Consider the following 24,783-nt stretch of genomic DNA (forward strand, 5'->3'; position numbering starts at 1 on the left):
CGATCCCCCTAGCGTTGCTGCGCCGCTCTCAGTGCCGGCAGGAAAGTGCCGTTCAGGCTGTCCGGCGTCAACGGGCCGATGTGCTTGTGCCTGATGGTGCCGTCGGGCCCGACGATGAAGGTCTCGGGCACGCCGTAGACTCCCCAATCGATGGCGGCGCGGCCGCTCTCGTCAATACCGACCGCGCCAAAGGGATTGCCGAGGGCGCCAAGGAAGCGGCGGGCGTTCTCGGGATTGTCCTTGTAGTTGAGACCGAGGAGGCGCACGCCCGGCTGGGCCGCGAGCTCCATCAGCAGGGGATGCTCCTGCCGGCAGGGCGCGCACCAGGAGGCCCAGACGTTGACGATGGTGACCTCGCCCCGCTTCAGGTCCGCATCGGAGAAGCCCGGGACCGGCGCACCGCCCGGCCCCGACAGTCCTTCGAGCGGCGGCAGGGCGAAGGCCGGCACGGGACGGCCGATGAGCGCCGAGGGAACGCGTGAGGGATCGCCCGCGAAGAGCCGCACGAGAAAGAGCGCGGCAAGCAACAGGAAGATTCCGAGCGGGAGGAGAAGGATGAGCCGGCGACGGCGCATCTCGGGCGAACCCGCATCGTCATCTGCCGCGAGGCCGTTCTGCTGCTGACTCATGGGGCGGCCTCCTGCCGTGCGGACCGGCGGCGCACGCCGCGCGCCTCGAGCTGCTTGAGCGCGCGCCGCTGAGCACGATGGTCGATAATGGCGCGCAGCACGAGCCCGCCGATGACGAGCGCAGTGAAGGCATAGCTCGCGATGATGAAGCCGGCGTGGGGATCGCTCATCGGGCGGCTCCCGCAGCCGTCTCGGCGCCGGCGTCGAGGCGCTCGGCCTCCATCAGCCGCAGGCTGCGCACGCGCCGGCGCAGGATCTCGTTGCGCATGCCGGCGACATGCAGGGCTATGGCGAGCACCGTGCAGCCAAGGGCCATGACGAGGAGCGGCCACAGCATCGAGGGATGAATGGTCGGCCCGTCGATGCGGAAGACGGCCGCCGGCTGGTGCAGCGTGCTCCACCAGTCCACCGAGAACTTGATGATCGGGATGTTGACCACGCCGACGAGCGTCAGCACGGCGACGGCGCGCGCGGCGCGACCGGGATCGTCCACCGCCCGCCACAGGGCCATGATCCCGAGATACATGAGGAAGAGCACGAGGACGGAGGTGAGCCGCGCGTCCCACACCCACCACGTGCCCCACATCGGCTTACCCCAGAGCGAGCCCGTGACAAGACAGACGAAGGTGAAGGCGGCGCCGATGGGCGCGGCGGCCTTCTGCGCGACGTCGGCGAGCGGGTGGCGCCACACGAGCGTGCCGAGCGCCGAGGCGCTCATCATCACGTACATGAACAGGCCGAGCCAGGCGGCCGGCACGTGGATGAACATGATGCGCACCGTCTCGCCCTGCTGGTAGTCCGGCGGCGCGACGAAGAACGACAGGTAGAGCCCGACCCCGAGCAGCGCGGACGCGAGCGCGGCGAGCCACGGCAGCAGCCTGTCGGCGAGGCCGAGAAAGCGCGTCGGATTGGCGAGGTTCCAGAGGCTCGAGAGGCGCGGCACGCGGTCGTTCGTTCCAGGTTTCGAGGAATCTTGGGCCTGATCTAACGTCGCGCGATCGTGGCTGCAATTGGGCGCTTCGTCACGCGCTTTGCCGCAGGGCGGCGGCGGCGGCGAAGGTGCCGATCACGATCGCGACAAGAGACAAGGCCGCAAGGATCAGGAAGGGGGTGAGGAAGGCGATGGTGCCAGCCGTCGCGGCGCTGGCGGCGGAGACGCCGAAGATGAGGGTGGGCACCATCAGCGGCATGACCAGGATGGCGAGCAGCAGCCCGCCGCGCCCGAGCGAGGCCGTGAGCGCCGCGCCGACGGCGCCGATGAAGGTCAGCGCCGGCGTGCCGACGACGAGCGTCGCCGCGACGGAAAGCATCGCCCCGGGCGTCAGCGCCAGCAGCAGGCCGAAGAGGGGCGCGCAGAGCGCGAGCGGCAGGCCGGTGGTCAGCCAGTGCGCCACGCCCTTCGCCGCCACCAGCACCTCGAGCGGCGTATCGCTCGACAGGATGAGATCGATGGCGCCATCCTCGACGTCGGTTTGGAACAGCCGGTCGAGCCCGATGAGCGTCGCAAGCACGGCCGAGAACCACAGGAGGGCCGGGCCGATGCGGGCAAGGAGATTGAGGTCCGGCCCGAGCGCGAAGGGCACCACGGCGACGAGCATCAGGAAGAAGACGAGCCCCATGGCGCCGCTGCCGCCGACACGGGCCGCCAGCCTTAGGTCCCTCAGGACGAGAGCGAGGAAGGCGCGGGTCATGTCAGGGCGCTTGGTTTTTTAGGAAGGCGGCATGGTCCAGCCCCTCCCCCTTGCGCGGAGGAGAGAGGCGCGCCTGGCCGAAAGACCGTGTTCTCCATCCTCATGCCCGCTCCCCCTCTGCCCCGCCGGACATGTCGACGCCGGGCACATGCGCGTCGATGCTCAGCGTCTTCGTCCCCTCGAGCCCAAGCGGCGCGTGGGTTGCGGCGATGATGAGGCCGCCCTCCGCCAGATGGCCCTGCATGACCTCGGCGAGCCGGGCCTGCGAGGCCGCATCGAGGGCCGAGGTTGGCTCGTCGAGGAGCCACAGCGGGCGACGGGAGACGAAAAGGCGGGCGAGCGCGACGCGCCGCCGCTGCCCGGCGGAGAGATAGCCCGCCGGCAGGTCCGCGGCGCGGGCGAGGCCGACGCGCGCGAGCGCTTCGCGCGGGGAGAGCCGCGGCCGGCCGAGCATGGCGCCGGCGAAGGCGAGGTTCTCCTCGGCCGTCAGCGACGCCTTCAGCCCTTCCTTGTGACCGACGTGGTTGGCGACCTCGGCGAGCGTCGCCTCACCGATGCCCTCGGCGCGGATCTCTCCCGCCGCCGGCGTGAGGCGGCCGGCGAGCATGGCGATGAGGCTCGACTTGCCGGCGCCGTTGCGACCGGTGACGACGAGCGCCTCGCCGCTCGCCAGCGCGAAAGAAAGGTCCCTGAACAGAAGACGTTCCCCGCGCCGGCAGGCGAGCCCTTCAACCGAAATGCGCATGAGCCCGCCCCTCTCGCATGCCTGCCTTCTTTAGAATGATTGTCGTCCGTGTAGCGGAACGCAGGAAAATTCTCTATATGACCCGTGGCTGCGCCGCGCGCCTCGTCGCGTGGATCCCCGGGCGCCCCCGGAGCGGCGCGCGCACTTCGCGCATCGGCCGAACGAACCTCTAGTTCGATCATCGTGATGTGAGGATCCCAGCCGTGACGACCATCGACAGTTTCAAGAGCCGCAAGACGCTTTCCGTCGGCGGCAAGACCTATACCTACTACTCCCTGGCGGAAGCGGAAAAGAACGGCCTCGACGGCATCTCGCGCCTGCCCTTCTCGATGAAGGTGCTGCTCGAGAACCTGCTGCGCTTCGAGGACGGCCGCTCGGTGACGAAGGACGACATCGTCGCCGTCAAGGAGTGGCTCGTCAACAAGGGCGCCGCGGGGCGCGAAATCGCCTTCCGCCCGGCGCGCGTGCTGATGCAGGATTTCACCGGCGTGCCGGCGGTGGTGGATCTTGCGGCCATGCGCGACGCCATGAAGCAGCTCGGCGGCGACCCGACGCGCATCAACCCGCTCGTGCCCGTCGACCTCGTCATCGACCACTCGGTGGTCGTCGACTTCTTCGGCTCGTCCTCCTCGCTCGCCCAGAACGTTGCGCGCGAGTATGAGCAGAACCAGGAGCGCTACCGCTTCCTGAAGTGGGGCCAGAGCGCCTTCGACAACTTCCGCGTGGTGCCGCCCGGCACCGGCATCTGCCATCAGGTCAACCTCGAATATCTCGCCCAGACCGTCTGGACGAAGAGCGAGGGCGGCGAGACGACGGCCTATCCCGACACGCTCGTCGGCACCGATTCGCACACCACGATGGTCAATGGCCTCGGCGTGCTCGGCTGGGGCGTTGGCGGCATCGAGGCAGAGGCGGCCATGCTCGGCCAGCCACTGTCCATGCTGCTGCCGGAGGTCATCGGTTTCAAGCTCACCGGCCGCCTCAAGGAGGGCGTGACGGCGACAGACCTCGTGCTCACCGTCACCCAGATGCTGCGCAAGAAGGGCGTCGTCGGCAAGTTCGTCGAGTTCTACGGCCCCGGCCTCGCGCACATGACGCTCGAGGACAAGGCGACCATCGCCAACATGGCACCGGAATACGGCGCGACCTGCGGCTTCTTCCCGGTCGATGCCGAGACGCTGCGCTATCTCGACAAGACGGGCCGCGACGCCGACCGCATCGCCCTCGTCGGCGAATATGCCAAGGTGCAGGGCATGTTCCGCGAGGACGGCACGCCCGACCCGGTCTTCTCGGACACGCTGGAGCTCGACCTCGACGACGTCGTGCCCTCGCTCGCCGGTCCCAAGCGCCCGCAGGACCGCGTGACGCTGGCCGACGCCAAGGCCGGCTTTCTCGCCTCGCTGGAGAGCGAGTTCAAGAAACCGGGCGAAGCGGGCAAGACAGCACCATCCTCGAACACGCGCGGCGACAGCTTCGCGCTTGGCCACGGCGCCGTTGTGATCGCGGCGATCACCTCCTGCACCAATACCTCGAACCCGAGCGTGCTGATCGGCGCCGGGCTTCTCGCCCGCAAGGCGAAGGAGAAGGGCCTGAAGCCGAAGCCGTGGGTGAAGACCTCGCTCGCACCCGGCTCGCAGGTGGTGGCCGAGTATCTCGCCAAGTCAGGCCTGCAGGGGGATCTCGACGCCATGGGCTTCAATCTCGTCGGCTTCGGATGCACGACCTGCATCGGCAACTCGGGCCCGCTGGAAGCGCCGATCTCGAAGACCATCAACGAGGCTGATCTCGTCGCCGCGGCGGTGCTCTCCGGCAACCGCAACTTCGAGGGCCGCGTCAATCCGGACGTGAAGGCGAACTATCTTGCCTCGCCGCCGCTCGTCGTCGCCTATGCGATTGCCGGCTCCATGCAGGTCGACCTCACCACCGAGCCGCTCGGCACCGGCTCGGACGGCAAGCCAGTCTACCTCAAGGACATCTGGCCGTCACCGAAGGAGATCCAGGGGTTCATCGACGCCTACATCACCAACGAAATGTTTCGCACGAAATATGCGGACGTCTTCAAGGGTGACGAGAACTGGCAGAAGATCGACGCGCCGGCCGGGCAGACCTATGCCTGGGACAGCCAATCGACCTATGTCGCCAACCCGCCCTATTTCGTTGGCATGGGCAAGACGCCCGAGGCGACGAGCGACATCATCGGGGCGCGGGTGCTCGGCCTCTTCCTCGATTCGATCACAACCGACCACATCTCGCCCGCAGGCTCCATCAAGGCGGCGAGCCCGGCCGGCAAGTACCTGATCGATCATGGTGTCGCGGTCGCCGACTTCAATCAGTACGGCACGCGCCGCGGCAACCACGAGGTCATGATGCGGGGCACCTTCGCCAACATCCGCATCAAGAACCAGATGGTGAAGGACGAGGCCGGCAATGTCGTCGAGGGCGGTTACACCCTCCACTGGCCGGACGGCGAGCGTCTGCCGATCTACGACGCGGCCATGAAGTACAAGGCCGAAGGCGTACCGCTCGTGGTCTTCGCCGGCCGCGAATACGGCACCGGCTCGTCGCGCGACTGGGCGGCCAAGGGCACCAACCTCCTCGGCGTGCGCGCCGTGATCGCCCAGAGCTTCGAGCGAATCCACCGCTCCAACCTCGTGGGCATGGGCGTCCTGCCGCTCGTCTTCGAGGAAGGAACGTCCTGGCAGACTCTCGGCCTCAAGGGCGACGAGACGGTGACCATCCGCGGCATCTCGGCCGGCCTCAAGCCGCGCCAGAGGCTGGAAGCCGAGATCACCTTCGCCGATGGCACGGTCAAGACGGTGCCGCTGCTGTGCCGCATCGACACCCTCGACGAGCTGGAGTACTTCAGGAACCGCGGCATCCTGCACTACGTGCTGCGCCAGCTCGCGGCCTGATCCGAGCCGGCAGGCCGGCGCTTGCGCAGGCACCGGCAGCGGGTTTATGGAGAACAACGACGCCGGCGGTTGGACAACCGCCGGCGCTCATGTATAGGGAACCGCTTTCAACGGAACCTGCGTTCAGCGGATGACGGGGCGCCCATCCGCTACCGCTGCTCCGCCCCGCCGCAAACAGACAGGAGAGAGAAGCGATGGCTTCCACTTTCGAGACCGTCGCCGGCATCATCTCGGAGACGTGCGACATCCCCCGCGAACAGATCACGCCCGAGAGCCACGCGATCGACGATCTCGGTGTCGACTCGCTCGCCTTTCTCGACATCGCCTTCGCCATCGACAAGGCCTTCGGCATCAAGCTGCCGCTCGAGACGTGGACGCAGGAAGTCAACGAAGGCAAGGTGCCCGCCGAGGAATATTTCGTGCTCAAGAACCTGTGCGCACGTATCGACGAGCTCGTCGCCGCCAAGGCCTGACGCACGCCTGAAAACGTCTTTTCACCGGCGGTGCGGCCTTTCACCGCGGCGTCGGGCCGGCAGATCCCGAAGAGCCCATGCGCCTCGAATACTTCCAGATGATCGACCGTGTCGCCCTCTTCGAGGAGGCGGGCGAGCGGCTCGAAGCCCATTCGACGGTGCCGATGGCAAGCCCCGTCTTCGAGGGGCATTTTCCGGATCACCCGCTGATGCCGGGTGTGCTCCTCACCGAGACCATGGCGCAGGCCTCGGGCTATCTCATCCTGGCGCTGACGCGCTTCACGCATATGCCCTTCCTCGCCGGCGTCGAGAAGGCGAAGTTCCGTTCGTTCGTCGGGCCGGGCGCGCCGCTCGTCATCGAGGCCAGACGCATCCACCAGGGTTCCGGCTACGCCGTGACCAGAGCGAAGATTTCGAGCGCCGGCAAAGGCATCTGCGACGCCGAGCTCATGTTCCGCATGCTGCCCTTCCCTGCGGGGCTGTCGGACCGCATGCGGGAACAGGCCCTTGGACTCGGCCTTGCGCTCGACGCGCCCGTCCCGGAGGCATGACATGACGCGCGAGGTCTTCATCACCGGCATTGGCATCGTCTCCAATCTCGGCGAGGGCATCGAGGCGCATCTTGCCGCGATCGACGCCAGCCGTCCGGCGACGGTCGAGGCCGAGCGCTTCAAGCCGCACCTGGTGCATCCGATGGTACCGCTCGAATGGGAACGGCAGATCCCGAAGAAATCCGACCAGCGGCAGATGGAAGTCTGGCAGAAGCTCGGCGTCTATGCGGCGGGGCTCGCCCTGGACGATGCCGGCATCAAGGAGGACAAGGCGCTCCTCGGCAAGCTCCACCTCGTCTGCGCGGCCGGCGGCGGCGAGCGCGACTATCAGGTGGACGGCCAGGTGCTCACCGGCCTGCCCGAGGCGGCCGATCCTGGCGCCTTTCTTAACGAGCGGCTGATGAGCGATCTCCGGCCCACGCTCTTCCTCGCCCAGCTGTCAAACCTCCTCGCCGGCAACATCTCCATCGTGCACGGGGTGACCGGCGCAACGCGCACCTTCATGGGCGAGGAGCAAGCCGGCGTCGATGCCTTGCGGATCGCCAAGGCGCGCATCGCCGCGAACCAGGGCGACATCTTCCTCGTCGGCGGCTCCTACAATGCCGAGCGGCCGGACGTGCTGCTCGTCTACGAGATGGCCGGCCTCCTGTGGAAGGGTCATTTCGCCAGCGTCTGGGAGCGCGGTGAGAAGGGCGGTTTCATCCCCGGCAGCGGCGCAGCCTTCCTCGTGCTTGAGGCGCGCGACCATGCCGAAGCGCGCGGGGCAACGGCCATCGCCCGGCTTGCGCATGTGGGCGCCGATCAGGCGCGCCGCGTGCCCGGCGCGGCGGGCGAGGCGCTCGACGGCCTGTTCGAAAGGGCCGGCGGCTTCGACGCGGCGAGCGGCCTCGTCGTCTCGGGCGCCACCGGCGTCGCCGGCATCACGGCGGAAGAGAAGGCGGTGCTCGACCGGCGCACCGACGGCACGCGGCGCATCGCCACGGGCGACCTCTTCGGCAACATGCTGGAGCCGCAGTTCCCCGCCGGCGTCGCGCTGGCAGCGGCCCTCGTCAGGCGCGGCGACGCGCGGCAGGCGGCGGTGACGAGCATCGGACATGCCCGAGGCGAGGGCCTCGCCCTCATCGAGCGCATCTGAGCGGAGGCAGAAATGGCCACGCCCCACAGGGACAAGCATGGGCGCCCCCTCGTCGTCGTGACGGGCATGGGAGTCGTCACCTCGCTCGGCGAGGGCAAAACCGACAACTGGACGGCCCTGACGGCCGGGCGTTCAGGCATCCACCGCATCAACCGGTTCGCCATCGACAACCTGCGCACGACGATCGCCGGCACCGTCGATTTCGTGGCTGCCGAACCGTTCTGCGCGCCGGCGCTGTCGGAGCAACTCGCCCTGCGCGCCGCCAAGGAAGCGGTCGCGCAAGCGGACATCGGCCGACCCGGCGATTTTCCCGGCGCCCTGTTCATGGCCGTCCCCCCCGTGGAGATGGAATGGCCGCAGCGCGAGGCGCTGGCGCAGGCTGGCAAACGCAATGGCGAGACCAGTTACGGCACGCTTCTGGCGGGCGCCGAGACAGGCCGTTTCAAAGCCTGGCACGAACTGTTCCTCTTCGGCACGGTGGCAGCTCGCATCCAGGACCGCTTCGGCACCAAGGGCTCGCCCGTCTCGCTGTCGACCGCCTGCTCGTCGGGTGCCACCGCCATCCAGCTCGGCGTCGAGGCGATCCGCCGCAGCGAGGTTTCGGCGGCGCTCGCCATCGGCACTGACGGCTCGGTGAACCCGGAATCGCTCATCCGCTTCTCGCTGCTGTCGGCGCTTTCGACGCAGAACGACCCGCCGGAGGAGGCCGCCAAGCCGTTCTCCAAGAACCGCGACGGCTTCGTCATGGGCGAGGGCGCGGCGGCACTGGTGCTGGAGGACTATGACCACGCGCTCGCGCGCGGGGCGACGATCCTCGGCTTCGTCCTCGGCTGCGGCGAGAAGGGCGACGGCTTTCACCGCACGCGCTCGAGCCCGGACGGGGCGCCCGCCATCGCCGCCATGCGTGAAGCCATCGCGGACGCGGGGCTGACGCCGGACGACATCGACTATATCAACGCGCATGGCACGTCGACGCCGGAGAACGACAAGATGGAATCGATGGGCTGCCTCGCCGTCATGGGTGAGCGCATGCGCGAGGTGCCGATCTCGTCCAACAAGTCGATGATCGGCCACACGCTGACGGCGGCCGGCGCCATCGAGGCGGTGTTCTCGCTCCTGACCATCGGCGAGGGGCGCATTCCGCCCACCATCAACTACAAGGTGCCCGACCCGACGATCCCGCTCGACGTGGTGCCGAACGTGGCGCGGGACGCAAGGGTCGGCCGCGTGCTCTCCAACTCCTTCGGCTTCGGCGGGCAGAACACCTGCCTCGTCTTCGCGGCGGAACCGGCATGAGCGGCGAACCCGCAAGGCGCGTTCTCGTCACCGGCGGCGCCAAGGGCGTCGGCGGGGCCATCGTGCGCGCGCTCGTGGCGCAGGGCTTCGACGTCGATTTCACCTACCGGGCTTCGGCCGAGGCGGCAGAGGCCCTCGCCGGGGAGCTCGAACAAGCCCATCCCGGCCGCTCGGTGCGGGCGCTCGCGCTTGACCTCGCCGACCGGGCGGCGCTCGACGCCTTCTGCGCGGCCGTCGAGGAGACGGCCTACTTCGGCCTCGTGCACAATGCCGGCCAGTCCTACGACGCGCTCGCGGCCATGATGGCGCAGGACAAGGCGGAAGCGGCGATGCAGGTCAATTTCTGGTCGCTGACCCAGATCGCCAAGGGCCTGATGCGCACCATGCTGCGTGCGCGGGCCGGGCGCATCGTCGTCATCGGCTCCGTGGCGGCCCTGCAGGGCAACCCGGGCAATGCCGCCTATGCCGCCTCCAAGGGCGCGCTCCTCAGCTACATCCGCACGCTCGCCGTGGAAACCGCCAAGCGCGGCGTCACCGTCAACTACGTGGCGCCGGGCTTCATCGACACGGACATGATGGCGCCCTACGCCGCCTATCGCGCCAATATGGAAAAGCAGATCCCGACCGGCCGCTTCGCCCGGCCGGAGGAGGTCGCGGGCCTCGTCGCCTTTCTTTTCTCGGAACCGGCAGGCTATATCACGGGGGCGGTCCTGCCGATCGACGGCGGGCTCACCGCGCAGATCGGCGTGCACCGCTGAGGCGGCACGCCCCAGACCAGAATTTCGAAGAGACGGCGAGGCTCATGCGCGCATTAAGGCTCCACGGCGACCGCGACCTGAGGCTGGAGGAGATGGAGAACCCGCCCCATCCCGGCCCCGGCGAGGTGCAGGTCCGCGTCCATGCCGTCGGGCTCAACCACATTGACGTGTGGGGTTTCCGCGGCATGGCCTTCGCCAAGCGCAAGATGCCGCTCGTCGTCGGAGCCGAGGCCGCCGGCGCAGTCGTCGCCATCGGCGAGGACGTGACGCATGTCGACGTCGGCGACAAGGTCGCCCTGTACGGCGCGCGCACCTGCGGTATCTGCCGGGCCTGTGTCGAGGGCCGCGACAACCTGTGCGAGAACGTCGGCGGCATCATGGGCTTCCATGTCGACGGCTTTGCCTGCGATTTCGTCAACATGCCGCAGCGGCTCGTGGTGAAAGTGCCGGACGAGGTCTCGTTCGAGGACGCGGCCTGCGCGCCGATCGCCTTCGGCACCGTGCAGCACATGCTGTTCGACAATGCGCGGCTGGAGCCGGGCGAGAGCGTGCTGGTGCACGCCGGCGGCTCGGGCATCGGCACCGCCGCCATCAAGATGGCGAAGGCCATCGGCTGCACGGTCTACACCACCGTCGGCGACGACGAGAAGGGCGAGAAGGCGAAGGCGCTCGGGGCCGATCACGTCATCAACTACCGCAACGAGCGCTTCGAGGGCGAGGTCAGGCGCCTCACCAAGCGCAAGGGCGTCGACGTCGTCTTCGAGCATGTGGGCGCGGACACGTGGAACGGCTCGCTGCTCTGCCTCAAGCGCGGCGGCCGGCTCGTCACCTGCGGCTCAACCTCGGGCGTGTCGACGACCATGAACCTGATGCAGCTCTTCCAGCAGCAGTATCGCATCTTCGGGTCCTTCGGCTGCTCGATGCGCAACATCCGCGAATCGCTCGACAAAATGGCGTCGGGCCTCACGCCGGTGATCGACACCGTCTTCCCGCTCGAGCATTTCGCACAGGGGCTGGAGCGGCTCGAGAGCCGCAAGGTCTTCGGCAAGATCCTGGTGCGCTTCTGACGATGTGGCCGAAAGCGCGGCGCATGGCATCGATCCGGTTGAGGGCAGGCGAAGGGGCTGGCGCGTGAGGCCGGCTTCAACGCTCAAGCGCGCTGGGCTCGCCGTCGCCGAGGTCGTGATGGTGGGCCTCGTGCGGGCCGTCTTCGGCGTCCTGCGCCTCCTCGGGCCCGAGCGGGCGAGCAATCTCGGCGGCGCCGTCGCCCGAACCATTGGTCCTCTCCTGCCCGTGCACCGCATCGGGCTTGCCAATGCGCGCGCGGCCTTTCCTGAAAAGAGCGAACACGAAATCCGCGCCATCGTGCGCGGTGCATGGGAGAATCTCGGCCGTACGGGCGCCGAATATGCCCATCTCGACGTCCTCTTCGACTACGACCATTTCAACCCGAAGGCCGACGCCCGGGTGGAGGTGGACGGCATCGAGCATTTCGAGGCCCTGCGCGACGACGGCAAGCCGGGCATCATCTTCTCCGCCCATCTTGCCAACTGGGAGCTGCCGGCCATCTGCGCCGCCCGCTATGGGCTCGACGCGACGGCGGTCTTCCGCGCCCCCAACACGCCGGCTGTCGCGCGCGTGGTGCACGAGGTACGCAGCGGCACCATGGGCGGGCTCGAGGCGGCGCGGCAGGGGGCGGCCTTCGCCATGCAGAGCGTGCTCGAGCGCGGCGGCCATCTCGGCATGCTGATTGACCAGCACTTCACCCGCGGCGTCACGGTGCCCTTCTTCGGCCGCCCGGCCAAGACCAACCCGATCCTCGCCAAGTTCGCCAGGCGCTTCGACTGCCCGGTGCATGGCGTGCGGGTGATCCGCCTCCCCGGCCTGCGCTTTCGCCTGGAGCTGACACCGCCCATCGATCTGCCGCGCGACGCCAAAGGCGAAATCGACGTCGAGGGCGCCATGGCCGTCATGACGGCGGTGGTCGAAGGCTGGGTGCGGGAGCACCCGGAGCAGTGGCTGTGGATGCACAGGCGCTGGCGGGTTCCGGCGCGATGATGCCCAGCGTCGCCCATGATCAAGGCAAAGTGACTTTCGCGACGGCACGGCTTGCGCTTCATTGTGACCCTTCGGAAAAGGGATCGGTGTTCATGAAGCGCTGGGCCGCCAGCCTCGTCCTCGCAACCATGGTTCTCGCGGCCGTCAGCTGGGAGCGTGCCCGGGCCGAGCAGGCGATCCATAGTGTAGTCGAGCTGTTCACCAGCCAGGGCTGCTCCTCGTGCCCGCCGGCCGATGCACTGCTTGGCGAACTCGCGGGTGAGCCGGGTGTCGTTGCCCTGACGCTGCCGGTGGATTACTGGGACTATCTCGGCTGGAAGGACACGCTCGCAAGCGCGTCCTACACTGCGCGGCAGCGCGGCTATGCAGAACAGCGGGGCGACCGGCAGGTCTATACACCGCAAATGGTCATCGACGGGCTGCGCCATGCCATCGGCTCGGACCGCAAGGCAGTCGAGGCCGCGCTCGCTGCCGAGAAACAGGCCGGCGCCATGAGCGTGCCGCTCACCCTCTCGTCGGATGGGGCGACGGTGCACGTCTCCGTGGCAGCGGCGCCCCAAGGGATTAATGATGTCGTACAGGCTGGCGCCGCGGCAGCTGACGACGAGGCAGAGAAGGGCCCGCCGAAGGGCGTGCTGTGGCTGATGCCGGTGAAGCGCCGGGAGCGCGTGAAGATTGGCCGCGGCGAGAACACCGGCCGGCAGGTGATCTATACCAACGTGGTGCGCGGCATCATGAAGGTGGGCAAGTGGTATGGGCGCGAGGCCACCTTCATGCTGCCGCAGGACATCGCCCGCCCGGACGGATGCGACGGCTACGTGCTCATCCTGCAGCGCGGCACCGGCAAGGTGCCGGGGCCGATCCTCGGCGCGGCCAAGAGCCCGGGCCTGTGACTGCGGCGTCCGTCAGTATCCAGCCGCGAGCGTGCCGCGCTGGCGTGTGTCGGACGCCCCGGCGAGCCCCTCCGGCGTGACCATGATAGAATTGGCCGAGCCCGAGGTGGCGCCGACAGTGATCTTCTGGCCGCGTGCGGCGAGGATCTTGAGCGTGTCGGGAGAAAGGCCGCCCTCGGCGAGCAACCGGTCTGGCTGCCACTGGTGATGGATGCGCGGTGCGACCACCGCCTCGGCGATGTTCATGCCAAAGTCGACCACATTGACGATCACCTGCAGCACCGTGGTGATGATGCGGCTGCCCCCCGGGCTGCCGGTGACGAGCACGAGCTTGCCGTCCTTGAACAGGAAGGTTGGCGTCATCGAGGAGAGCGGGCGCGCACCCGGCGCGACGCTGTTCGTCTCACCGCCGACGAGACCGTAGGCGTTCAGCGCCCCGACCTTGGCGGCAAAATCGTCCATCTCGTTGTTCATCAGCACGCCGGTGCCGGCGGCGACGAAGGCGGCGCCATAGGAGAAGTTGAGGGTATAGGTGTTGGCGACCGCATTGCCGTCCTTGTCGACCACCGAGAAATGCGTCGTCTGGTCGCTTTCGTGCGGCAGGGGATCACCGGCCTTGACCTCCTCGGCGCGGCGGGCGCGGTCCTTGTCGAGCGCGACGCGCAGGCTGTCGGCATAGAGCTTCGAGGTGAGGCCCCGGAGCGGCACGTCGACGCGGTCGGGATCGCCGAGCCAGGCCGCCCGGTCGGCATAGGCCGGCTTCATCGCCTCGGCCATGACGTGCAGCGCGTCGGCACTGCCGGCGCCCATCGCAGCAAGATCGAAGCCCTCGAGGATGTTGAGGATCTGGACGAGATGCACGCCACCCGAGCTCGGCGGCGGCATCGACACCACCTCGTGGCCGCGATAGGTGCCACGCACGGGCTTGCGCTCGATGACGCGATAGCGGGCGAGATCCTCCACCGTCATGACGCCGCCCGCGGCCTTGACGGAGGCGGCGATCTTCTCGGCCACGGGGCCGCGGTAGAAGGCATCCGGCCCTCCGTTGGCAATGGCTGCGAGCGTGTCGGCGAGGTCGCGCTGCACGAGGCGCTCACCTCTCTGGAAGGGGCGCCCGTCCTTCAGGAAGATGGCGGCCGTCGCCGGGTCGCGACCGAGACGGGCCGAAGCCTGCGGCAGCGAATCGGCAAGGTCGTCCTCTACCGCGATGCCCTCGCGCGCCAGGCGCTCGGCCGGGGCGACGAGATCGACCAGGGTGAACTTGCCCGAGCCATATTTCTCGAGCGCGTGGGCTAGGCCCATGACTGTGCCCGGCACGCCGACGGCAAGGCCCGAATCGCGCGACTTCTTCGGGTCCGGCTCGCCCTTCTCGTCGAGGAACATGTCGCGGTGCGCGGCCGCGGGCGCGCTTTCGCGATAGTCGATAGCGACGGTCTCGTTGCGCTCGGCGAGATGGACCAGCATGAAGCCGCCGCCGCCAAGATTGCCGGCCCGCGGCAGCGTCACGGCGAGCGCGAAGCCGACCGCGACCGCCGCGTCGACAGCGTTGCCGCCCTTGCGCAGCACCTCGACGCCGACGCGCGTCGCCTCGGCCTCCTGCGAGGAGACCATGCCGTTCGGCGCGATGACCGGCAGCAGCCGCGCCTGGCCGGAGATGATGGGCTGGCCGGCCGGAGGCGCCACCGGCTGCTGGGCGAGGGCGAGCGGGGCGGCAACAGCGATGGAAACGGCGGCAAGAAGCGCCTGGAGCGGCCGGATGGAGCGGAATGACGTCATGGATCTCCTCCACATGCGAAAGTGGAGGTTAGCGTCTTGTCCGCATGCTGATAAACATGCCGCATGCGGCGCGCGCAGCGGAAAATTGCAGCCGCTGTCCCTACGAGGTTTTGCATGACGTTCCTGCCAGAGCCTGCCGTCCTCATCGCCTATTCGCTGGCCTGTTTCGTGCTGTTCGTCACGCCGGGGCCGGACATGAGCCTTTTCCTTGCCAAGACGATGGCCGAGGGGCGGCGTTCGGGCATCGCGGCCATGCTCGGCGCGCTCACCGGCTGCTGCGTGCACACGCTGCTTGCCGCTCTCGGCGTCTCAGCCCTTCTCGCGGCCTCGGCGACTGCCTTCACCATCCTCAAGGTGGTCGGCGCCCTTTATCTGCTCTGGCTCGCCGTGGATGCCGTCCGCAACGGCTCGGCCCTCAACGTCAAGGCGGGCGCGCGCCCGCCGGCCTCCTTCGCACGCACCTTCCTCCTCGGCATCGGCGTCAATCTCACCAATCCGAAGATCGTGCTGTTCTTCGTGACCTTCCTGCCCCAGTTCGTTGCGGCCAGCGACCCGCACGCCTCGGCCAAGCTTATCTTTCTCGGCCTCTACTTTATCGCCTTCTCGCTGCCGCTCGCCGTGCTGCTCATCCTGGCGGCGGACAAGGTGGTTCGCGCTCTCAAGGGCCGCCCGCGCATCATGCGGGGGCTCGACTTCGCCTTCGCCGGTCTCTTTGGCGCCTTCGCCCTGAAGATCCTCGCGACCCAGGGCCGCTGACAGACGGCGCCGACGGTTCAGCCGTTGCGCGGCGGATCGAACGTCTCGACCATACGCGGCTGCGGCCCGAGAAAGGCGAGCGCCACCCAGCGGCCGGGAACGCGGCTGATCGACAGGTTGTAGTTGCGGGCGAGTCTCACGAAATCGCTGCGGGCGACCACAATGCGGTTCTCGCGCGTTTCCAGCGCATCGAGCACCCGCCGGATCTCGGGGTTGGAGCGCCGGTCGGGATAGAGGTTCATGAGATCCATGACCTTGCCGAGCGCCCGGGAGAGGTCGTCCTGCGTCTCCATGAACCTCCGGAAGCGTGCGGGATCCGTCGGCGCCTCCGGCTGGGGCCGCAGGGCAAGGACCGCGGCCTGCGCCTCGCGCAGCCGCTCGACGAGCGGGCCCTGTGTGGTGTTGACCGTTTCCACCATGGCGATGATTTCGGGCACCATGTCGGCACGGGCGCGGAACTGCTCTTCCACCTCGCGCCAGGCCTCGCGGGCCGCCGCACCATAATGCGGCGCATTGTTGGCGCTGACAGCCACCCAGGCAGCGGCCGCCACAATCACGGCCAGGCCGGCAACGAGCGCGAGTCGCCGCGAGATCATCGATTGAACTCCTTCATGAAACGCGCTGGCCTCATGCCGCAGGCTCGCTGCGCTCGATGCCCGCGGTGCGGCCGGCAATGAGCCAATAGACGAGCCCCGACAACGAACCGGTGAGAAACAGAAGCAAGGTGATGCGCAATTCGCCCTCGCCGGCCCGGCCGGCGCCGGCGGCCCACGGCATGGCGGCGCTGATGAGGCCGCTCGCCCCGCCGTACCAGACGAAAGAGCGCCAGCCGCCGATCTCGCCGGCCGCAGCCGCGACCGCCGGAGGCAGGACGAGCACCATGAGCGCCATCGTCCACAGCGCGGCACCGATGGCGAGCGCCGCCACATCCGGCGCGCCCTCGCTCATGATGGCGTCGAACAGTGCGAAGAAGCCGGCAAAGCCGAGGCCGGCGATGAGCTCGTGCATGGCGGGCTCGCCGAAGCTGGCGACGACCAAGAAGATGAAGCCGGCCGTGATGGCTGCCCCGAGCGCGAAAGCGACGACAGCGAGCCGGACGAGAAAGCGCATGAGGGGCCTTTATTCGGCGGCGGAGAACATGCCCTCGGCGCCGATACCGGATTCGAGCATCAGGCGGGCGCGGGCCCTCAGCTTTTCCGTCTCGCTCTTCAGCTGGCCGCAGGCCGCCAGGATGTCGCGGCCGCGCGGCGTGCGCACGGGGCTCGCATAGCCGGCATCGAACACGATCTGCGAGAACCGCTCGATCGTCTCCCAGTCGGAGCATTCATACTGGCTGCCCGGCCAGGGATTGAACGGGATGAGGTTGATCTTGGCCGGAATCCCCTTGAGCAGGCGCACGAGAGCCCGGGCGTCCGCCTCGCTGTCGTTGACGCCCTTCAGCATCACATATTCAAAGGTGATGCGCTTGGCGTTGGAAACGCCGGGATAGGTGCGGCAGGCCTCGAGCAGCGTGGCGATCGGGTATTTCTTGTTGAGCGGCACCAGCACGTCGCGCAGGTCGTCGCGCACGGCGTGCAGGGAGATGGCCAGCATGCAGCCGATCTCCTCGCCGGCACGGGCGATCATCGGCACGACACCGGAGGTCGACAGCGTGATGCGGCGGCGGCCGATGCCGAGGCCCTCATTGTCACAGACGACGTCCATCGCCGCCTTTACGTGGTCGAAGTTGTAGAGCGGCTCGCCCATGCCCATGAGGACGATGTTGGTGACGAAGCGCCCGCCGTCGCTCGGCACGAAGGCGCCCTCGGGCGGGTTCTCGTCCGGCCAGTCGCCGAGCCGGTCGCGTGCCACCATCACCTGGGCGACGATCTCGGCAGAGGTGAGGTTGCGGACGAGCTTCTGCGTGCCGGTGTGGCAGAAGGAGCAATTGAGCGTGCAGCCGACCTGGCTCGACACGCAGAGCGTGCCGCGGTCGACCTCGGGAATGTAGACGCACTCGATCTCGGCGCCCTTGTCGAAGGGGCTGGTCGAGGGCATGCGCATGAGCCATTTGCGCGTGCCGTCGCGCGAGACCTGCTCAGTGATTACCTCGGGCCGCGCCAGCGTATAGGCCTCGGCGAGCCGCGCGCGCAGGCCCTTGCCGATGGTCGTCATGACGTCGAAGTCGCGGGCACCGCGCAGGTAGATCCAGTGCCACAACTGGCCGACGCGCATGCGCAGCTCGCGCGCTGGGATGTCGAGCGCGGCGAGGCTGTCGCGCAGTTCCTGGCGAGTCATGCCCACGAGCGAGGGCTTGACGGGCATCGCCACGGGGCGCGGTTGTGAAGGGGCGCGGAGCGCCGCCTCCTGCGAGGGCACTTGCATGGGTCCGGTCCAAAACAGAAAGTCCCGGCGCTATAACACGCCGGGGCCGTCATCGTCACCTCATGCCGGCAACGAGGCCGATAACCCGATGCGGGGCCGACCCGTCCAGAGGCGTTTCATCGCAGCCGTTCGGCTGGAGCCGCTCATTTGCACTCGTCGTTCACTCGTTTCAGCGCCTGCGTGAAGCCCTGGAGCGAGTATTCGTCCGTCAGCTTGTTGCCGCGGCGCGATTCCACGTTGATGACCAGCTTGGCGCCACGCTGGAAGGACGTGATCACCTGGCTCTCCTGCGCCGGGTCCTTGACCCATGCATTCTCGCCCTTCGTAACAAGTGCAAAGGCCGTATCGCCCACAGTCGCGCGGGCATCGACATTCTCGCGCGTGGGGAAGCCCATGACGAAGCTGACCTCGTTGCGCACGTTCTCGGCTGGCCGCTTCGAGACGAAGAGATAGGCGGGATCACGGTTGAGGCCGGCCGGCAGGCGCTGCTTCGGCTGCGTCATGGCGTAGCAGACGCGCGCATTGCCTTGACCGGTGGCATAGGCGCCCCAGTCGCCGTAGGTGGCAAGCAGCGTCGCCTGGCCGCCGGCCGCACCCTGCGCCGCCGCCGGCTGGCTCGCAACCAGGGCGGCAACGGCTGCGCCGATCACGAAAAGGCCCGCGCCGGGCCGCGCCGAAAATCCTCGAATCATCAGAGCGTCACACTCCCTCGTTCGAGTGGAACACATCCCGCCCGGCGCCTCGTAGGCGTCCGGAAGGGGGCGAAATTATGATCGCGCCGGCCGGCATCGGTCCCGGTGCGCAGCCGTTCATGAAGCCGAAACGTTAATCGAATTTTATTGAGAGATTATTTCCCGCGCCCGGCGCCTGTGATCATCGGTGATGGCGCCCGCCGCCATGGCGATCGCGGCAGCAAGCACCGCCATGTCGTCAGTAAAGCCCAAGAGCGGGAGGAAATCGGCCACGGCATCGGTCGGCAGGATGAAGTAGCCGAGCGCGCCGAGCAAGGTGAGCTTGACGCGGCGCGGTGTCGCCGGGTCGATCGCGCAGAAGTAGACGGCGACGAGATCCTCGGCGAAGGGAGTATTTGCGGCGACACGACGCAGAGCCTTCCAGAAACGGCGCGTCACGCTCTCCTCGTCGCGCACCGCTCGCCTTATGGCCCGCATCTCCTCGCGCGTCAGCGGGCGCGCGATCGTCTCGTCCATTCCCTGCCTCCTTTAAGGGCGACAGTCGCATCGCCCACCATCGATTCTGGTGCCGCAAGACCAAGGCCAGAAGATGGTTTGCGGAAGCTGGCCGCGCAAGGTTTCGCGACCGCTTCACCATCGGCATTGGCACCGGCGCACCGCCGGCACCGTTTGCGCCGGGCTGCAGGTGCGCTAAACCCCTGAGGAAGCATCGGAACACCGACAGTAGTGCCGGCAAGAGAACATGAGGGAGGAGAAGGCATGAAGTTCGACGCATCGACCGCCGCCGTGGTCACCGGCGGGGCCTCCGGCCTCGGCGAGGCCACCGGGCGCATGCTGGCCGCAGCCGGCGTGAAGGTGGCGATCCTCGACCTGAACGAGGAGCGGGGGCGGGCCGTGGCAGCGGAGATCGGCGGGCTCTTCGTGCGCACCGACGTGGCCGACGAGGCGTCCGTCGATGGCGCGCTCGCAGCGGCGAAAGCCGCGCACGGGCCTGCACGGATCGTGGTCAACTGTGCCGGCATTGCTCCCGGCAAGCGAACCGTGGCAAAGAAGCGCGACACCGGGGAGTTCGTCGCTCACGATGTTGCGAGTTTCGCCCGCACGGTGGCCATCAACCTCGTCGGCACATTCACTGTGACGGCCAAGGCGGCCGCCGACATGGCAAGCCTCGCGCCCGTCACCCCCGACGGCGGACGCGGCGTCATCGTCTGCACGGCCTCGGTCGCGGCGACCGACGGACAGATCGGCCAGGCAGCCTATGCGGCCTCGAAGGCCGGCGTGATGGGCATGACGCTGCCGGTGGCACGCGATCTTTCGACGCTCGGCATCCGCGTCATGACGATCATGCCTGGGCTGTTCGAGACGCCGATGTTCGCCTCCGTCCCCGAGGACTACCGCAAGGCGCTCGAGGCAAGCGTGCCCTTCCCCTCGCGGCTGGGCAAGGCGGAGGAATATGCCGCGCTTGTGCGCGCCATCATTGAGAACGACATGCTCAACGGCTCGGCCATCCGCCTCGACGGAGCGATCCGCCTCGCCCCAAAATAGCCGTGCTCCCGCGAGCGGCCAATTGCTGCCTCAATGACACGGTCTGTTGCGCGCGTCGGTCGATCGGACGAATCCATCCCCCGTTGACCGGCCGCGCCAAAGCAGGAGACGGCATGACGGGAAACGGCATCATACGCGGCAGGCACGGGGTCCTGTGAGCACGACCCTCGCTTCGCCGCGCGGCAGTGCCTGTGACGTCCTCGGAGCGTCGCAACGTTTCATCGATCTGCTGCCGGTCGCCATTTACGTCTGCGACAGGGACGGCTGCATCGTGCGCCACAACCGCTCCGCGGCGGCGCTGTGGGGGCGCGAGCCGTCGCCGCAGGACCGTTTCTGCGGTTCCCTCGCCCTTCGCGCGCCCGATGGCACTCCCATCGCCCATGCCCATTGTCCGATGGCCAATGCATTGAGGACCGGCCGGGCCGTGAGCGACGCCGAGGTGCTCATCGACCGCCCGGACGGTGAGACGCTTTTCGTCCTCGTCAACATAGAACCGATCCGCGATGCCTCCGGCGCTGTCGTCGGCGCGGTCAACTGTTTCCGCGACATCACCGAACAGCGGCGAATGCACGAGCGGCAGGAACTGCTGTTGCGCGAGATGGACCACCGCATCAAGAATCTGTTCGCCTTGGCGAGCGGTATCGTCGGTCTCAGCGCGCGCGGCGCCGCGACGCCTCAGGAAACCGTCGAGGCGGCCCGTCGTCGGCTTGAAGCGCTGGCGCGGGCCCACACGCTGACGCTGCCGGGCACCGGCCTCAGCGGCGAAGAGACGCGCAGCGCGACCCTTGCCGCCCTTGTCGACACCATCGTCTCGCCCTTCGTCGACCCACGGGCCGAAGAGCCACGGATCGTCGTCGACGGACCAGAGGTCATCCTGGGCGGCGGCGGGCTGACCAGCTTCGCCCTGTTGCTGCACGAATTCGCCACCAACGCCGCCAAATACGGTGCTCTGTCGTCGTTCGGCGGGCGCGTCATCATCTCCTGGCGCACCGACGCGGACACTCTGCATCTCGCCTGGCGCGAGGTGGGAGGCCCCGCCCCGTCGGGCGGCGAGGCGGCCGGCGAAGGCTTCGGCAGCGTGCTGGCCCGCAGCGCCGTGCGCAGCCAGCTGGGCGGCTCCCTCGCGCGCGAGTGGCGGCCGGACGGACTCGTCGTGACACTGACGGCCCGGCTCGACCGCCTCGCCTGATCAGGCGCCAGCTGCCGCGCGACGGCCCGACATGTAGGGGTGGCGCGCGAGTGCATAGGCCGCTTCGACAATGTAGGGGCCGCCGCCCACCGAGGCGCGCGAAGAGAACAGCACGAAGCGGTCGGCGGTGAAGGTGAGCGGCCGGAAGGCGCCTTGCCCGGCAAAATAATCCGCCACATCGAGCGGCGAAGCATCGCGCAGCCGCGCCAGGGTGACGTGCGGCGTGAACTTGCGCGGCTCAGGCGGCAGGCCGGCGTGGCGCACGCAGCGCTCGTGATCGGCCTGCAACTCGGTCAGCGCGGGGTTCGGCCGCACGCGCGCGAAGATCGTCCGTGGCCGGCTGCCGCCGAAGGAATCGAGCATATCGAGCGTCACCGTGACCGGCGGCCGGTCGATATCGGCAAGGGAATCGTAGATGTCCGCCGCCGTGGTGGCATCAACGTCACCAATGAAGCGCAGCGTGATGTGATAATTCTCGACATCGATCCAGCGCGCGCCATAGAGACCGCCGCGGTAGCGCGCGAGCGCTTCGGCTATGTCGGCGGGAACTTCGAGGCCGGTGAACAGACGAGGCATGGCCATCCTCCCTCGTTCCAGAGGCTTCGCGGCACCGGCAGCCGTCACGGATACCGGATTCCCCCTCCCGCTGGGTCTTGTCTGGCGCTGGCAGCGCCGGCCCAGGCGAATCGCTCCCTCGTCCAAGGATCGCGCGCCCGCCCGGCCCTGTCCAGAGCGCGACGGGCGCACGTCGGCTGGCTCCGAGGCTTCGGCCTCAGGGACAGGGATTGCCCTGGCGCTGATGAATCGCATCGATGCGGGCCTCGACCTCCTCGGTGATCGTCACGTCGAGCGCATCGATGTCGGTCCGCAACTGGTCCATCGTCGTCGCGCCGATGATGGTCGACGTGACAAAGGGGCGGCTGGTGGCAAAGGCGATCGCCATCTGGGCCGGATCGAGACGGAGCTCTGCAGCCAGCGTAACATAGGCGTCGATTGCCTCGGCGGCGCCGGGCTTCTCGTAGCGCTGCAACCGGTCGAAGAGCTGCTTGCGGCTGCCCGGCGGCAAGGCACCGTCGCGGTACTTGCCGGTGAGATAGCCCTGCGCAAGCGGCGAATAAGCGAGAAGGCCGACGTTTTCGCGCATGGCGATCTCGGCGAGGCCGACCTCGAAGGTGCGGTTGACCAGCGAATAGGCGTTCTGGATTGACTGCACCCGCGGCAGACCCTTCACGGTTGCGTGATGAAGGAAGGTCATCGTGCCCCAGGCGCTCTCGTTGGAGAGGCCGATGTGGCGGACCTTACCCGCTTTCACGAGGTCCCCGAGCACGGCGAGAATCTCGTCGATCGGGTTCTCGGGCCCCTCGGCGGCGCGGAAGATGGTCGGGTTGGAGCCGAACTGGGTCACCGCCCGGTCCGGCCAGTGCAGCTGATAGAGGTCGATATAGTCGGTCTGAAGCCGCTTGAGACTCTTGTTCACCGCTTCTTCGATCTGCGCGCGGTTGAGCTCGCCCTTGCGCCTGCCGTCGCGGAACCAATCCATGTCGGTGCGGCCGACCACCTTGGTGGCGAGGATGATCTTGTCGCGGTTACCGCGCGCCTTGAACCAGGAGCCGATGATGCGCTCGGTGGCACCCTGCGTCTCGGCCTTGGGGGGAATGGGATAGAGCTCGGCTGTGTCGAAGAAGTTGATGCCGCGCTCGACGGCATAGTCCATCTGCGCATGGCCTTCAGCCTCGGTGTTCTGCTCGCCCCAGGTCATGGTGCCGAGGCACAGTTCGCTGACCATGAGATCGGTGCGGCCGAGTTTGCGGTAGTTCATAAGGCAGTCCTCATCGTGCGGCGCCATGCCGCCGCGTCTGGCCCTTGCAAGAGAAAGCGGCCGGTCAGCCGCGGGGAGGCAGGGAGGACACGAACCGCACGACCGTCGGCAGCATGCGCGCGACGATGCGTTTCACGCCCTCGGCATTGGGGTGCATTCCGTCTGGAAGGTTGAGGCCGGGGATGGCCGCCACCTCTTCGAGGAAGAAAGGATAGAACACAAGGCCGTGTCGCGCCGCAATATCCTTATAGATGGCATCGAAGCGGCGCCTGTAATCCTCGCCGAGGTTCGGCGCGGCCACCATGCCGACCAGCATCACGGGGATGTTGCGCGCCTTGAGCCGCGTGACGATCGCCTCCAGCGCCTCGCGCGTCACGTCGGGCGATACGCCGCGCAGCATGTCGTTGGCGCCGAGCGCCAGGATGACCGCATCGGTCCCCTCCGGCACCGACCAGTCGAGCCGCGCGAGGCCGCCCGATGCGGTGTCGCCGGAGACACCAGCATTAGCGATCTCGACCTCCATGCCCCGCTCGCGCAGGGCCTTCTCGAGAACGACGGGAAAGGCCGCGTCCTGCGGCAGGCCGTAGCCGGCCGTCAGACTGTCGCCGAGGGCGACGAGACGCAGCGGCTCGGCAAGCACGCCACCGGTCGCGGCAAGGACCAGCATCACATGAAGGAGAGCGAGCGGCAGGGTGCGACGAAGACGTTTGATCATCCCTGACAAGGTCCCATATGACGGGGTGTTCTCCCACCCCTCAGCCTCTACGGATCGATTGATGAACAGCGCGACGGATCTGGCCCCACCAGCCGATATGGTCATTTCCCTCGTGGATGTCCATTTGAGCCTCGGACGTGGCGCCGCGCGCGTGCACATCCTCAAAGGGGTATCGCTCGGCGTGCGGCGCGGCGAGGCCGTCGGCCTGGTCGGCCCGTCAGGCTCCGGCAAGTCCACCCTGCTCATGACCATGGCCGGGCTCGAGCGGCCGGACAGCGGCACCGTGACCGTCGCCGGCAAGGATCTCGCCCGGCTCGACGAAGACGCGCTCGCCCGCTTCCGCGGCCGCAACGTCGGCATCGTCTTCCAGTCCTTCCATCTCGTGCCAACCATGACGGCGCTCGAGAACGTCGCTCTGCCGCTCGAGCTCGCCGATGCGCCCGACGCCTTCGCCCGGGCCGAGGCGGAGCTTGCGGCCGTCGGGCTCGGCGAGCGGCTGCATCACTATCCATCCCAGCTCTCGGGCGGCGAGCAGCAGCGCGTCGCCATCGCCCGCGCCATCGTCGCCGACCCGGCCATCCTCGTCGCCGACGAGCCGACCGGCAACCTTGACGAGCGCACCGGGCGCGGCATCGTCGACCTTCTCTTCGCGCTCAAGCGCGACAGGGGTGCGACGCTGGTCCTTGTCACGCACGACATGGGCCTCGCGGAGCAGTGCGACCGTGTCGTGCGGCTGCGCTCCGGCACCGTCGTGCCGGACGACGCGCCCGTGAGCGCGTGAGGATG

At 68.1% G+C, this 24,783-nt stretch carries 27 protein-coding genes; 13 read left to right on the plus strand and 14 right to left on the minus strand.

The window, feature by feature from the left end; translation table 11 throughout:
* Window positions 1–8: 8 nt before the first annotated feature.
* The 5 genes from ASC46_RS13280 to ccmA all read right to left on the minus strand — a co-directional run bounded on the left by ASC46_RS13280 (window position 9) and on the right by ccmA (window position 3,065).
* The gene (locus ASC46_RS13280) at window positions 9–629 is read right to left on the minus strand and encodes a DsbE family thiol:disulfide interchange protein (RefSeq protein ID WP_055459786.1); all 621 of its coding nucleotides are present in this window, start codon (window positions 627–629) and stop codon (window positions 9–11) included.
* A complete protein-coding gene (gene ccmD, locus ASC46_RS20890) occupies window positions 626–799 on the minus strand; it encodes a heme exporter protein CcmD (protein ID WP_071923172.1) in 174 nt (57 codons plus the stop codon). Before ccmD ends, ASC46_RS13280 begins: the two co-directional genes overlap by 4 nt.
* Window positions 796–1,572, minus strand: coding sequence for a heme ABC transporter permease (locus ASC46_RS13285; RefSeq protein ID WP_055459787.1), 777 nt, complete (start codon window positions 1,570–1,572; stop codon window positions 796–798). The genes ccmD and ASC46_RS13285 overlap by 4 nt, the downstream gene beginning before the upstream one ends.
* A gap of 79 nt (window positions 1,573–1,651) precedes the next feature.
* On the minus strand, window positions 1,652–2,320 hold the full coding sequence (ccmB, locus tag ASC46_RS13290) for a heme exporter protein CcmB (RefSeq protein WP_055459788.1): 669 nt from the start codon (window positions 2,318–2,320) through the stop codon (window positions 1,652–1,654).
* Between the two features lie 100 nt (window positions 2,321–2,420).
* Window positions 2,421–3,065 carry a heme ABC exporter ATP-binding protein CcmA gene (gene ccmA, locus ASC46_RS13295; protein ID WP_055459789.1) on the minus strand — a complete coding sequence of 215 codons (645 nt, stop codon included), beginning with the start codon at window positions 3,063–3,065 and terminating at the stop codon, window positions 2,421–2,423.
* Between the two features lie 203 nt (window positions 3,066–3,268).
* Between ccmA and acnA the strand changes: the two genes are divergently transcribed.
* The 9 genes from acnA to ASC46_RS13340 all read left to right on the plus strand — a co-directional run bounded on the left by acnA (window position 3,269) and on the right by ASC46_RS13340 (window position 13,141).
* Window positions 3,269–5,977 (plus strand): aconitate hydratase AcnA, encoded by a 2,709-nt coding sequence (acnA, locus tag ASC46_RS13300; protein ID WP_055459790.1) that lies wholly within the window; start codon window positions 3,269–3,271, stop codon window positions 5,975–5,977.
* Window positions 5,978–6,171: 194 nt separating this feature from the next.
* Window positions 6,172–6,450, plus strand: a complete 279-nt coding sequence (locus ASC46_RS13305) for an acyl carrier protein (RefSeq protein WP_019400864.1) — start codon at window positions 6,172–6,174, stop codon at window positions 6,448–6,450.
* Between the two features lie 77 nt (window positions 6,451–6,527).
* Window positions 6,528–7,001, plus strand: coding sequence for a 3-hydroxyacyl-ACP dehydratase FabZ family protein (locus ASC46_RS13310; protein ID WP_055459791.1), 474 nt, complete (start codon window positions 6,528–6,530; stop codon window positions 6,999–7,001).
* Between the two features lies 1 nt (window position 7,002).
* Window positions 7,003–8,136 carry a beta-ketoacyl-ACP synthase gene (locus tag ASC46_RS13315; RefSeq protein WP_055459792.1) on the plus strand — a complete coding sequence of 378 codons (1,134 nt, stop codon included), beginning with the start codon at window positions 7,003–7,005 and terminating at the stop codon, window positions 8,134–8,136.
* Between the two features lie 12 nt (window positions 8,137–8,148).
* Window positions 8,149–9,432 (plus strand): beta-ketoacyl-ACP synthase, encoded by a 1,284-nt coding sequence (locus tag ASC46_RS13320; RefSeq protein WP_055459793.1) that lies wholly within the window; start codon window positions 8,149–8,151, stop codon window positions 9,430–9,432.
* Window positions 9,429–10,190 carry an SDR family oxidoreductase gene (locus tag ASC46_RS13325; protein WP_055459794.1) on the plus strand — a complete coding sequence of 254 codons (762 nt, stop codon included), beginning with the start codon at window positions 9,429–9,431 and terminating at the stop codon, window positions 10,188–10,190. The genes ASC46_RS13320 and ASC46_RS13325 overlap by 4 nt, the downstream gene beginning before the upstream one ends.
* A gap of 44 nt (window positions 10,191–10,234) precedes the next feature.
* Window positions 10,235–11,257 (plus strand): zinc-binding dehydrogenase, encoded by a 1,023-nt coding sequence (locus tag ASC46_RS13330; RefSeq protein WP_055459795.1) that lies wholly within the window; start codon window positions 10,235–10,237, stop codon window positions 11,255–11,257.
* Window positions 11,258–11,321: 64 nt separating this feature from the next.
* On the plus strand, window positions 11,322–12,248 hold the full coding sequence (locus ASC46_RS13335) for a lipid A biosynthesis lauroyl acyltransferase (RefSeq protein ID WP_276199864.1): 927 nt from the start codon (window positions 11,322–11,324) through the stop codon (window positions 12,246–12,248).
* A 92-nt stretch (window positions 12,249–12,340) separates the two neighbouring features.
* Window positions 12,341–13,141: a DUF1223 domain-containing protein gene (locus ASC46_RS13340; RefSeq protein ID WP_055459919.1), complete on the plus strand. Its 801-nt coding sequence runs from the start codon at window positions 12,341–12,343 to the stop codon at window positions 13,139–13,141.
* Between the two features lie 12 nt (window positions 13,142–13,153).
* Here the strand turns inward: ASC46_RS13340 and ggt are convergent, their stop codons facing one another.
* On the minus strand, window positions 13,154–14,917 hold the full coding sequence (gene ggt, locus ASC46_RS13345; RefSeq protein ID WP_055459796.1) for a gamma-glutamyltransferase: 1,764 nt from the start codon (window positions 14,915–14,917) through the stop codon (window positions 13,154–13,156).
* 114 nt (window positions 14,918–15,031) lie between these two features.
* Here ggt and ASC46_RS13350 point away from each other — a divergent pair, with 114 nt between their 5' ends.
* Window positions 15,032–15,673: a LysE family translocator gene (locus tag ASC46_RS13350; protein ID WP_055459797.1), complete on the plus strand. Its 642-nt coding sequence runs from the start codon at window positions 15,032–15,034 to the stop codon at window positions 15,671–15,673.
* Window positions 15,674–15,690: 17 nt separating this feature from the next.
* Here the strand turns inward: ASC46_RS13350 and ASC46_RS21285 are convergent, their stop codons facing one another.
* From ASC46_RS21285 to ASC46_RS13375, 5 genes are all read right to left on the minus strand, one after another.
* On the minus strand, window positions 15,691–16,269 hold the full coding sequence (locus ASC46_RS21285) for a LemA family protein (protein WP_055459798.1): 579 nt from the start codon (window positions 16,267–16,269) through the stop codon (window positions 15,691–15,693).
* Window positions 16,270–16,300: 31 nt separating this feature from the next.
* Window positions 16,301–16,783 (minus strand): hypothetical protein, encoded by a 483-nt coding sequence (locus ASC46_RS21290; RefSeq protein WP_055459799.1) that lies wholly within the window; start codon window positions 16,781–16,783, stop codon window positions 16,301–16,303.
* 9 nt (window positions 16,784–16,792) lie between these two features.
* Window positions 16,793–17,977, minus strand: coding sequence for a dual-specificity RNA methyltransferase RlmN (rlmN, locus tag ASC46_RS13365; protein WP_425349145.1), 1,185 nt, complete (start codon window positions 17,975–17,977; stop codon window positions 16,793–16,795).
* 203 nt (window positions 17,978–18,180) lie between these two features.
* Entirely contained in the window at window positions 18,181–18,729 is a 549-nt protein-coding gene (locus ASC46_RS13370) for an invasion associated locus B family protein (protein WP_072249502.1), read from the minus strand.
* Window positions 18,730–18,873: 144 nt separating this feature from the next.
* On the minus strand, window positions 18,874–19,245 hold the full coding sequence (locus ASC46_RS13375) for a YkvA family protein (RefSeq protein ID WP_425349140.1): 372 nt from the start codon (window positions 19,243–19,245) through the stop codon (window positions 18,874–18,876).
* A 243-nt stretch (window positions 19,246–19,488) separates the two neighbouring features.
* Between ASC46_RS13375 and ASC46_RS13380 the strand changes: the two genes are divergently transcribed.
* Together ASC46_RS13380 and ASC46_RS13385 are read left to right on the plus strand one after the other, a co-directional pair.
* The gene (locus ASC46_RS13380) at window positions 19,489–20,274 is read left to right on the plus strand and encodes an SDR family NAD(P)-dependent oxidoreductase (RefSeq protein WP_055459801.1); all 786 of its coding nucleotides are present in this window, start codon (window positions 19,489–19,491) and stop codon (window positions 20,272–20,274) included.
* A 154-nt stretch (window positions 20,275–20,428) separates the two neighbouring features.
* Complete coding sequence (locus ASC46_RS13385) at window positions 20,429–21,463, plus strand: HWE histidine kinase domain-containing protein (protein ID WP_055459802.1); 1,035 nt, start codon at window positions 20,429–20,431, stop codon at window positions 21,461–21,463.
* Here the strand turns inward: ASC46_RS13385 and thpR are convergent, their stop codons facing one another.
* The 3 genes from thpR to ASC46_RS13400 form a co-directional block, all read right to left on the minus strand.
* The gene (gene thpR / locus ASC46_RS13390; protein ID WP_055459922.1) at window positions 21,464–22,039 is read right to left on the minus strand and encodes an RNA 2',3'-cyclic phosphodiesterase; all 576 of its coding nucleotides are present in this window, start codon (window positions 22,037–22,039) and stop codon (window positions 21,464–21,466) included.
* Window positions 22,040–22,235: 196 nt separating this feature from the next.
* Window positions 22,236–23,282, minus strand: a complete 1,047-nt coding sequence (locus ASC46_RS13395) for an aldo/keto reductase (protein ID WP_055459803.1) — start codon at window positions 23,280–23,282, stop codon at window positions 22,236–22,238.
* A gap of 64 nt (window positions 23,283–23,346) precedes the next feature.
* Window positions 23,347–23,997 (minus strand): arylesterase, encoded by a 651-nt coding sequence (locus ASC46_RS13400; RefSeq protein WP_055459804.1) that lies wholly within the window; start codon window positions 23,995–23,997, stop codon window positions 23,347–23,349.
* 61 nt (window positions 23,998–24,058) lie between these two features.
* On the opposite strand from ASC46_RS13400, the gene ASC46_RS13405 reads away from it, so the two are divergent.
* Window positions 24,059–24,778 (plus strand): ABC transporter ATP-binding protein, encoded by a 720-nt coding sequence (locus tag ASC46_RS13405; protein ID WP_055459805.1) that lies wholly within the window; start codon window positions 24,059–24,061, stop codon window positions 24,776–24,778.
* Window positions 24,779–24,783: the final 5 nt, after the last annotated feature.

The organism is Chelatococcus sambhunathii, from assembly GCF_001418005.1.
GTDB lineage: Bacteria > Pseudomonadota > Alphaproteobacteria > Rhizobiales > Beijerinckiaceae > Chelatococcus_A > Chelatococcus_A sambhunathii.

Bases quoted from the DNA above. Each gene is read 5' to 3' on its own strand.
- ASC46_RS13280 (WP_055459786.1), bottom strand. From the start codon at position 629: ATGAGTCAGCAGCAGAACGGCCTCGCGGCAGATGACGATGCGGGTTCG.
- ccmD (WP_071923172.1), bottom strand. From the start codon at position 799: ATGAGCGATCCCCACGCCGGCTTCATCATCGCGAGCTATGCCTTCACT.
- ccmB (WP_055459788.1), bottom strand. From the start codon at position 2,320: ATGACCCGCGCCTTCCTCGCTCTCGTCCTGAGGGACCTAAGGCTGGCG.
- ccmA (WP_055459789.1), bottom strand. From the start codon at position 3,065: ATGCGCATTTCGGTTGAAGGGCTCGCCTGCCGGCGCGGGGAACGTCTT.
- ASC46_RS13305 (WP_019400864.1), top strand. From the start codon at position 6,172: ATGGCTTCCACTTTCGAGACCGTCGCCGGCATCATCTCGGAGACGTGC.
- ASC46_RS13310 (WP_055459791.1), top strand. From the start codon at position 6,528: ATGCGCCTCGAATACTTCCAGATGATCGACCGTGTCGCCCTCTTCGAG.
- ASC46_RS13315 (WP_055459792.1), top strand. From the start codon at position 7,003: ATGACGCGCGAGGTCTTCATCACCGGCATTGGCATCGTCTCCAATCTC.
- ASC46_RS13320 (WP_055459793.1), top strand. From the start codon at position 8,149: ATGGCCACGCCCCACAGGGACAAGCATGGGCGCCCCCTCGTCGTCGTG.
- ASC46_RS13325 (WP_055459794.1), top strand. From the start codon at position 9,429: ATGAGCGGCGAACCCGCAAGGCGCGTTCTCGTCACCGGCGGCGCCAAG.
- ASC46_RS13330 (WP_055459795.1), top strand. From the start codon at position 10,235: ATGCGCGCATTAAGGCTCCACGGCGACCGCGACCTGAGGCTGGAGGAG.
- ASC46_RS13340 (WP_055459919.1), top strand. From the start codon at position 12,341: ATGAAGCGCTGGGCCGCCAGCCTCGTCCTCGCAACCATGGTTCTCGCG.
- ggt (WP_055459796.1), bottom strand. From the start codon at position 14,917: ATGACGTCATTCCGCTCCATCCGGCCGCTCCAGGCGCTTCTTGCCGCC.
- ASC46_RS13350 (WP_055459797.1), top strand. From the start codon at position 15,032: ATGACGTTCCTGCCAGAGCCTGCCGTCCTCATCGCCTATTCGCTGGCC.
- ASC46_RS21285 (WP_055459798.1), bottom strand. From the start codon at position 16,269: ATGATCTCGCGGCGACTCGCGCTCGTTGCCGGCCTGGCCGTGATTGTG.
- ASC46_RS21290 (WP_055459799.1), bottom strand. From the start codon at position 16,783: ATGCGCTTTCTCGTCCGGCTCGCTGTCGTCGCTTTCGCGCTCGGGGCA.
- rlmN (WP_425349145.1), bottom strand. From the start codon at position 17,977: ATGCCCGTCAAGCCCTCGCTCGTGGGCATGACTCGCCAGGAACTGCGC.
- ASC46_RS13370 (WP_072249502.1), bottom strand. From the start codon at position 18,729: ATGATTCGAGGATTTTCGGCGCGGCCCGGCGCGGGCCTTTTCGTGATC.
- ASC46_RS13375 (WP_425349140.1), bottom strand. From the start codon at position 19,245: ATGGACGAGACGATCGCGCGCCCGCTGACGCGCGAGGAGATGCGGGCC.
- ASC46_RS13380 (WP_055459801.1), top strand. From the start codon at position 19,489: ATGAAGTTCGACGCATCGACCGCCGCCGTGGTCACCGGCGGGGCCTCC.
- thpR (WP_055459922.1), bottom strand. From the start codon at position 22,039: ATGCCTCGTCTGTTCACCGGCCTCGAAGTTCCCGCCGACATAGCCGAA.
- ASC46_RS13395 (WP_055459803.1), bottom strand. From the start codon at position 23,282: ATGAACTACCGCAAACTCGGCCGCACCGATCTCATGGTCAGCGAACTG.
- ASC46_RS13400 (WP_055459804.1), bottom strand. From the start codon at position 23,997: ATGATCAAACGTCTTCGTCGCACCCTGCCGCTCGCTCTCCTTCATGTG.
- ASC46_RS13405 (WP_055459805.1), top strand. From the start codon at position 24,059: ATGAACAGCGCGACGGATCTGGCCCCACCAGCCGATATGGTCATTTCC.